The 6280-nt window shown below is 42.7% G+C and carries 9 protein-coding genes and 2 pseudogenes; 4 read left to right on the top strand and 7 right to left on the bottom strand.

Going from position 1 to position 6280, the window contains the following annotated elements; all coding sequences use genetic code 11:
- Positions 1 to 138: 138 nt before the first annotated feature.
- Positions 139 to 325 (top strand): annotated as a pseudogene (locus tag V7K67_RS18490) (DNA adenine methylase); the annotation flags it as partial.
- 106 nt (positions 326 to 431) lie between these two features.
- Here V7K67_RS18490 and V7K67_RS18495 read toward each other — a convergent pair.
- The 6 genes from V7K67_RS18495 to V7K67_RS18515 all read right to left on the bottom strand — a co-directional run bounded on the left by V7K67_RS18495 (position 432) and on the right by V7K67_RS18515 (position 4093).
- The gene (locus V7K67_RS18495) at positions 432 to 908 is read right to left on the bottom strand and encodes a PD-(D/E)XK nuclease superfamily protein (protein ID WP_335167850.1); all 477 of its coding nucleotides are present in this window, start codon (positions 906 to 908) and stop codon (positions 432 to 434) included.
- A gap of 270 nt (positions 909 to 1178) precedes the next feature.
- Entirely contained in the window at positions 1179 to 1298 is a 120-nt protein-coding gene (locus V7K67_RS34455; protein WP_375495457.1) for a type II toxin-antitoxin system RelE/ParE family toxin, read from the bottom strand.
- A gap of 21 nt (positions 1299 to 1319) precedes the next feature.
- Positions 1320 to 1454, bottom strand: a complete 135-nt coding sequence (locus V7K67_RS18500) for a hypothetical protein (RefSeq protein WP_334709837.1) — start codon at positions 1452 to 1454, stop codon at positions 1320 to 1322.
- A 31-nt stretch (positions 1455 to 1485) separates the two neighbouring features.
- Positions 1486 to 1668 (bottom strand): addiction module protein, encoded by a 183-nt coding sequence (locus V7K67_RS18505; RefSeq protein ID WP_334730864.1) that lies wholly within the window; start codon positions 1666 to 1668, stop codon positions 1486 to 1488.
- A gap of 30 nt (positions 1669 to 1698) precedes the next feature.
- The gene (locus tag V7K67_RS18510) at positions 1699 to 2919 is read right to left on the bottom strand and encodes a HetZ-related protein (protein WP_334709835.1); all 1221 of its coding nucleotides are present in this window, start codon (positions 2917 to 2919) and stop codon (positions 1699 to 1701) included.
- Between the two features lie 514 nt (positions 2920 to 3433).
- On the bottom strand, positions 3434 to 4093 hold the full coding sequence (locus tag V7K67_RS18515; RefSeq protein ID WP_334709852.1) for an L-threonylcarbamoyladenylate synthase: 660 nt from the start codon (positions 4091 to 4093) through the stop codon (positions 3434 to 3436).
- On the opposite strand from V7K67_RS18515, the gene V7K67_RS18520 reads away from it, so the two are divergent.
- Both V7K67_RS18520 and larC read left to right on the top strand, forming a co-directional pair.
- On the top strand, positions 4070 to 4210 hold the full coding sequence (locus V7K67_RS18520; RefSeq protein WP_335167853.1) for a hypothetical protein: 141 nt from the start codon (positions 4070 to 4072) through the stop codon (positions 4208 to 4210). The two genes, V7K67_RS18515 and V7K67_RS18520, sit on opposite strands and share 24 nt — an antisense overlap.
- A gap of 177 nt (positions 4211 to 4387) precedes the next feature.
- Positions 4388 to 5695, top strand: a complete 1308-nt coding sequence (gene larC / locus V7K67_RS18525; protein WP_335167857.1) for a nickel pincer cofactor biosynthesis protein LarC — start codon at positions 4388 to 4390, stop codon at positions 5693 to 5695.
- Positions 5696 to 5697: 2 nt separating this feature from the next.
- On the opposite strand, the gene V7K67_RS18530 is transcribed toward larC, so the two are convergent.
- Positions 5698 to 5970 carry a zinc ribbon domain-containing protein gene (locus tag V7K67_RS18530; protein WP_442943865.1) on the bottom strand — a complete coding sequence of 91 codons (273 nt, stop codon included), beginning with the start codon at positions 5968 to 5970 and terminating at the stop codon, positions 5698 to 5700.
- Between V7K67_RS18530 and V7K67_RS18535 the strand changes: the two are divergent.
- Positions 5948 to 6280: pseudogene (locus V7K67_RS18535) on the top strand (IS110 family transposase); the annotation flags it as partial. The gene V7K67_RS18530 and the pseudogene V7K67_RS18535 sit on opposite strands and share 23 nt — an antisense overlap.

The raw sequence follows: 6280 nt of genomic DNA on the forward strand, positions 1-6280 counted from the left end.
TACGTTTGTTTTGATATGCTTTATCTACTCAATTGTAATATATGTGGCTAGAAATTTAGCCAGTTAATCTAAAATTTGGCTCTTCGGTTATATTGGCTTTATTTTAGTTGTGATTATTTTTAGTGAAATCGGAAGTAAATGGTAATTCAAATCCCCAAGGAAACTAGCCCGCGTCCATTTTTGAAGTGGGCAGGGGGCAAAAGTAGGTTGATACAGCAATATATTCCTTATTTTCCCAAGAATTATAAAAATTACTATGAGCCATTTTTAGGTGGTGGAGCAGTTTTTTTTCTATCTCCAACCAAGTACAGCAATTTTAACTGATAATAAAGATTATTGTTATAGTGTTATAAATAAAATTAAAGCAGCACCTTCAATTAACTCAAATACAAAAAATAGAGGCATGATTGATGAACTACTAATTACATCTTTTAGAGATTTTTATTTGCCCAAGCAATGAATCTGTCTAAACTATAAACTGCTAATAAATTATGGTTATCATTAACTCTTGCTTTCAGCCATTTGCTTGCGCCCTCTCGCATACCTTCACCGCCTAAAATTACAATAGTCGGTGCAGGGTAATAATTCTCGATGTTCATATTCAAGTAAGGAAACTTTTCATCAACTGAACCAGGGCTTTCTTGCCATTTGCACTCGAAAATTAAACCAGATGGCATTGCAGGTGAGCCAATAACATAAAAATCAACCTTCAAATCGGTATGATAAATTCCAGTTCCAATATAAACTTCTTTTCCATAACGTTTTGGTAATAAAGCAGCATTGAGTATAAATTCTTTTTGGACATAGTTCCCTACTTGGAAATAATTATGTCCATTTAAGATTGCTTCTACATTTCCTTCTAAAATATTCCCAGACTTATTTGCCCGTCCACCTTGAGTCAGAGCCATCTTCAATCCCTCTGCCAAAAGTCCTGCTTATTATAGGATTTCACAGAAGTAGTAAAAAAAGGTCAGTGACTTAATATCAATTTTTGATTTTGACTAAACAAGGTTGGATTGACAGGTAAAAAATCCGATTTTATTGGTATTTTTGTACTAAACAAATACAAATGTATTAATAATTTGGAGCAGGAACGAGTTACTAATTCAGGTAATAGTTAAAATAATGGATTTTTCTTTAGTCTCAAAGACCAACTATTGCAAGCGATTACGCCATTTTTATGAGTTTTGTGAACAGTGGAAAACAGCGTAGATAATAATCTCCTGTTCATTAAACTCGTAAAAGACGACGTAGGGAAAATGCCTAATTGTAGCGCGGCGATAGGTTTCATGAACAATCTGGTATGTGCTGGGATGACGCTAAATTAAATTCAGGCAGGCATCAGTACAGCGTAGGAACTGTGCGCCTAGCCCAAATTCGCGCCCCTCGTACCAGTCATAAGCTTCAATAATGTCCAGTTCTGCGGCTGTAAGGATAGTTAAGTTTCTAGCCATGCCGTTGAGAGATTCTGGCTTTTACATCTTCTCAACTGTTGCTAATGGCTGGATTTTGCAAATATTCGGCTTTGCGACGAGCTAGCTCTTGTTTCTGCCAATCTAAAACTGGGAGCGCTGCTGGTGTAGCGGCAATCTCATCCCATAAATCTTCTACCAGTTGGAGTTTTTCCGCTCTCGAAAGACTAGAGAGTTCGGGAAATACTGGGTTCATGGTCTTCTCTATATTTTATTCACCTTCATTTTAGCCTGTCTGTGCCTCAGTATGACCGTTGCGGATAGACCATGCTAGTTCTAAAAGTTGAGTCCAGCGCTTTTGTAGCTGTTTGGGGGTGCATTTGATGGCTTTGGCGATCGCTTGGTCGTTTTGTCGGGCAGTTTTTAACTCTAATATTTGCTGTTGCTGTTCTGTGAGTTGATTCACAAAGATTTCCCACTGCTGGGAAGATAAACCCAATTTTTGCTCTAAACCCGCGCCTAACCATTGATGTACTAATTGCCAGTGGTGTTGTTTGGCAAACTTTTCGACGTGGTATTTAAAGCGTTGTTGGAGATAATCGCGCTGACGGCTAGTTAAACCGAGAATTTGGTCAATTTCTGGGGCTGAAAGGTCTTGAAGTTTCAAGCTGAGGTAGTTCATACAATCAGATTGACCTTGAGACTCCAGATATTTCATCAATTCAGTGATGACGCGATCGCGTTCTGATTCTTCTGATGGATCGAAATTAGTTTGAGCAATCATTTGCGATCGCAGCTGTTGCACCGCCGAGTTACGCTGGTAAGATTCTGCTTCTTCACCCTTAGCAGATTCTACCGCCAGTTCAATATCCACAGTCGTTTCTTGGGGCTGACGACGAGCAAAACCTTGGGCCCGCAAGATAATCAATTGCTGATTTGCACCACCAGGTAAATTGATCCGGCGTTTGGCATACTGTTCTGTAAAAGCCATGTATTCAGCTAATTGCAGCTGAGTACGCGGCGTGTGATTCTCTGGTAGTTCGTTTTCTCTGCGGAAAGCTTTAATCGCTTCGATATAAAATGCTTGTAAAAAATCTTCAATCAGGCTGTAACGAGCATCAAAGCCCAACTCAGAGCCGGATATAGTTACATGACGGTAAACCATAGCACCCAAATTGCTATGTAATTCCACCCGCCCTTGTTTGGAACCCAGTTGGTAGTAACGTAAGCACTTTTGCATCCGATGCCTTCCCAACGTCATCTGCCAGGACTTGATTTCCCCAGATGTTTGAATACGGGAGCTTTTATCGCAAATGCGTTCTACTTCTACGGCTATGCGCTTTGCTAAAGCTTCTACGCACTTGGGTGTTGCTTTCACTTGCGCTTGCATTTCCTCACACAGCAATTCAATTAAGGTATCACTGCTGCTATCTGAAAATTCTTCAGTCGAAACGCGGTTCTCAAAAATGGGTGTAGAGTTTGGTAGATTGACGACGTTAGATTTCATGACTTTTCCAGGTAGTAGTATTGCACCGTAATTACAACGCAGACACAGCAATCAAGACCGTCCTTGACCGGAGAATCTTTGGGCATTCATCCATCAAGACTTGCCGTATATAATGCTCACATCTAAAGCTCATATATCAAAACTATAGGAAATACGAAAGAGTTACAGTTATGGCAATGTGTCGGTTTTTTTCACAAGCCACTATTTTGACGCTGGCACACGAGTACCCGCCATTGTCTCAAAGTTGTCAAATACCTTACTGTGCCAACTGTTGCCAGCATTCTGTTATATCCACTGCCTCACCGAACAGCCCATCTTAGACATCGCCTTTAAATATGACAATTTTAAAACTGGAGTTATTTTGATCACAATTTCCGAAACTGAGAGGTGCGCCTGTGAAGTGGGGGCTGGGGACTAGGGACTGGGCATTAGAAAGATGAGTATGTGGATTCATACCCCAACCAAATCTTAAAAGAATTTTTTCCCCAATACCCAATCCCCAGTCCTGAAATTCTTATACCCATGCTGCTGCTGCTTCCCAACCTAAACCCCTCCGTATAATTACTGCTTTGTCTCCGGTCATATCCAAGATGGTAGACACTTGATATGTAGGTTCCTCGCCAGTGTCAATAATTATGTCTACCAACTTATCCAAACGGTCAAATAGCTCTACCCGCGACTGAATCATTTCAGGATCTATCCGAACCACGCCATTATCAGCTTCATCAGGTGGCAGATGTGCCGAAGTTGAAATAATCGGATTACCCAAAGCTGCCAGCAACTCCAAACACACAGTATGGTTTGGGACTCTAATTCCGGTAGTTTTCCGCTTGGGGCTTTGCACCAATCGCGGTACTAACTTCGTAGCTGGGAGCAAAAACGTGTATGAACCCGGAATCAGGCGTTTCATAATCCGATATGCTGTGTCACTTACGAAGGCATAAGTTGCCACATTTGACAGCGAGGGACATAAAAATGTCAATGGTTTATCATTTGCTAGCTTCTTAATTTGCCGCACTCGTTCTACCGCCGACTTGGCATTCAAATCACAACCGATCGCATAAACTGTATCAGTAGGGTAAAGCATGACTGCGCCACTAGAGAGCGCCGACTTTATTTCCTCTATTCGGCGAATTTGAGGATTATCCGGATGAACTGGGAAAATTTTTGCCATAACTCGGTGAGTGGGGATTGGGGATTGGGGAATTGGGGAGATGGGGGAGATGAGGGAGATGGGGGAGATGGGGGAGATGAGGGAGATGAGGGAGATGGGGCAATACGGTTCGGATAAGCATTTTGAACTCAGAATAGGGTTTTGGGAAAAGGGTAAGGGTTAAAGGTTTTTTATTCCCCTTTCCCCTTTCCCCTTTCCCCTTTCCCCTTTAACCGAACCGTATTGGGAGATGGGGGAGACAGGAGAATAACCAATGCCCAATGCCCAATGCCCAATAACTAATAACTAATGACTATGAATAAAATCGCTTATCTTCAATGTCCGACAGGAATTTCTGGTGATATGTGCCTGGGTGCTTTGGTAAGTTTGGGTGTTCCTGTGGAGTATTTAATTGCAAAACTCAATGGGTTAGGTATTGAACAGGAATATCAGTTAAGGGCAGAATTTGTCCAACGGAATGGTCAGCAGGCGACTAAAGTCCATGTAGATTTAGTACACGATCGCCATCACCAGCACCACGATCATGAACACAGTCACCATCACACGCGCCATTTGCCAGAAATAGAGCAAATGATTCTCAAAGCGGGGTTGCCATCACGGGCAGAAGCTTGGAGTTTGGCGGTATTCCGACAGCTAGCAGTGGCAGAAGGGGCTGTACATGGCATTACGCCTGAAAAAGTTCATTTTCATGAGGTGGGTGCGATAGATGCAATCGTAGATATTGTGGGTACTTGCTTGGGGTTGGATTGGTTGGGGATTGAGAGCAATGAGGAAGGATGGCCCCTGCTTTACTGCTCGGCGTTCCCGACTGGTGGCGGCACTGTCCGATCTGCACATGGTCAGATGGCGGTGCCAGTGCCAGCAGTATTAAAGCTGTGGGAAATGCGGGGTTGTCCAGTTTATAGCAATGGTATTGACAGAGAACTGGTGACACCAACAGGAGCCGCGATCGCCACTACTTTGGCAAGAGATTTTGGTTCACCACCTGCGATCGCTATCAAGCAGATAGGACTGGGAGCAGGAACCATAAATTTACCCATTCCCAATATTTTACGCCTCTGGTTGGGTGAAAGTGCAAGTTTACAGTCAAATTTCAGTGATTCTGAAGGTACTAGCTCAAATTTGGAAACCATCTCGGTACTAGAAACCCAAATTGATGATTTAAATCCACAAGCGATCGGCTATACGTTTGAGGCGTTGTTTGCGGCTGGTGCGCTGGATGTTTTTACCCAAGCGATCGGTATGAAAAAGTCGCGTCCGGGGATTTTGCTAACTGTGATTTGTCATCCAGAAAATTTACTCAGTTGTGAAGCCGTTATCTTCCGCGAAACTACAACTTTAGGTATTCGACGAACAACTCAGCAACGCGCCATTTTACAACGGGAAATTCAAGAAGTGGAAACGGAATATGGCAAAGTGCGTCTTAAGATAGCATGGAAGGGACAATCAACAGAAAAAGTTATTGCAAATGTGCAGCCAGAATATGAAGATTGTGCAGACTTAGCCCGAAAACATAATATTCCCTGGCGCGAAATTCAACGGCTGGCGCTACAGCGTTGGTATTTATTGACACTCCCCATCCCTAAAGGGAGAGGATTCTAGCATCACTGACGTTCTTTGCTTTTACAGGTCTTACGACCAATAGAAGTAGAGAGAACGTCTCCACTAGCGTCACGTTGTTCTACATACCCGCAATGTGGACAAGAATGAGTGCGAGTACTTAAAGATTTTTGGACTTTAGCACCACAATTAGAACATTCAATGCTTGTAAAATGGGGAGGAACCGCAATTATTTCTCTCCCAAACTTTTCTCCAAAGTATTCAAGCCACTGACGAAAGTTGTACCAAGACGCTGGAAGAGATTTTGCGAAAGCCACAGGTCGGTTGGCAAAAACTGATGCTATTGATGCACAAATTTTGGCACACTTTGGGGAAGCAATGAAACCCCAGGTGTTAGCAATCTGTACTGAAACAGCGCGTCAACTGGGCGAATTAATTAGTCGCATCAGACAGTTAGTCGAGATGCAGACTGCTGAGAAAAATCGTCGGGCGCGTGCCCGTGGTAAAGCATTAGCAGATATTGAGGCTCATATTGAATATCTTGAAGAGCGTCTCAAACAGCTCAATCAACAAATTCAGGAATTGACGCAAAATAATCAACAATGGATTGATAAAGTCAATAACCTC

Origin of the sequence: Nostoc sp., from assembly GCF_036917155.1 — a bacterium.
Taxonomy (GTDB): Bacteria; Cyanobacteriota; Cyanobacteriia; order Cyanobacteriales; family Nostocaceae; genus Nostoc.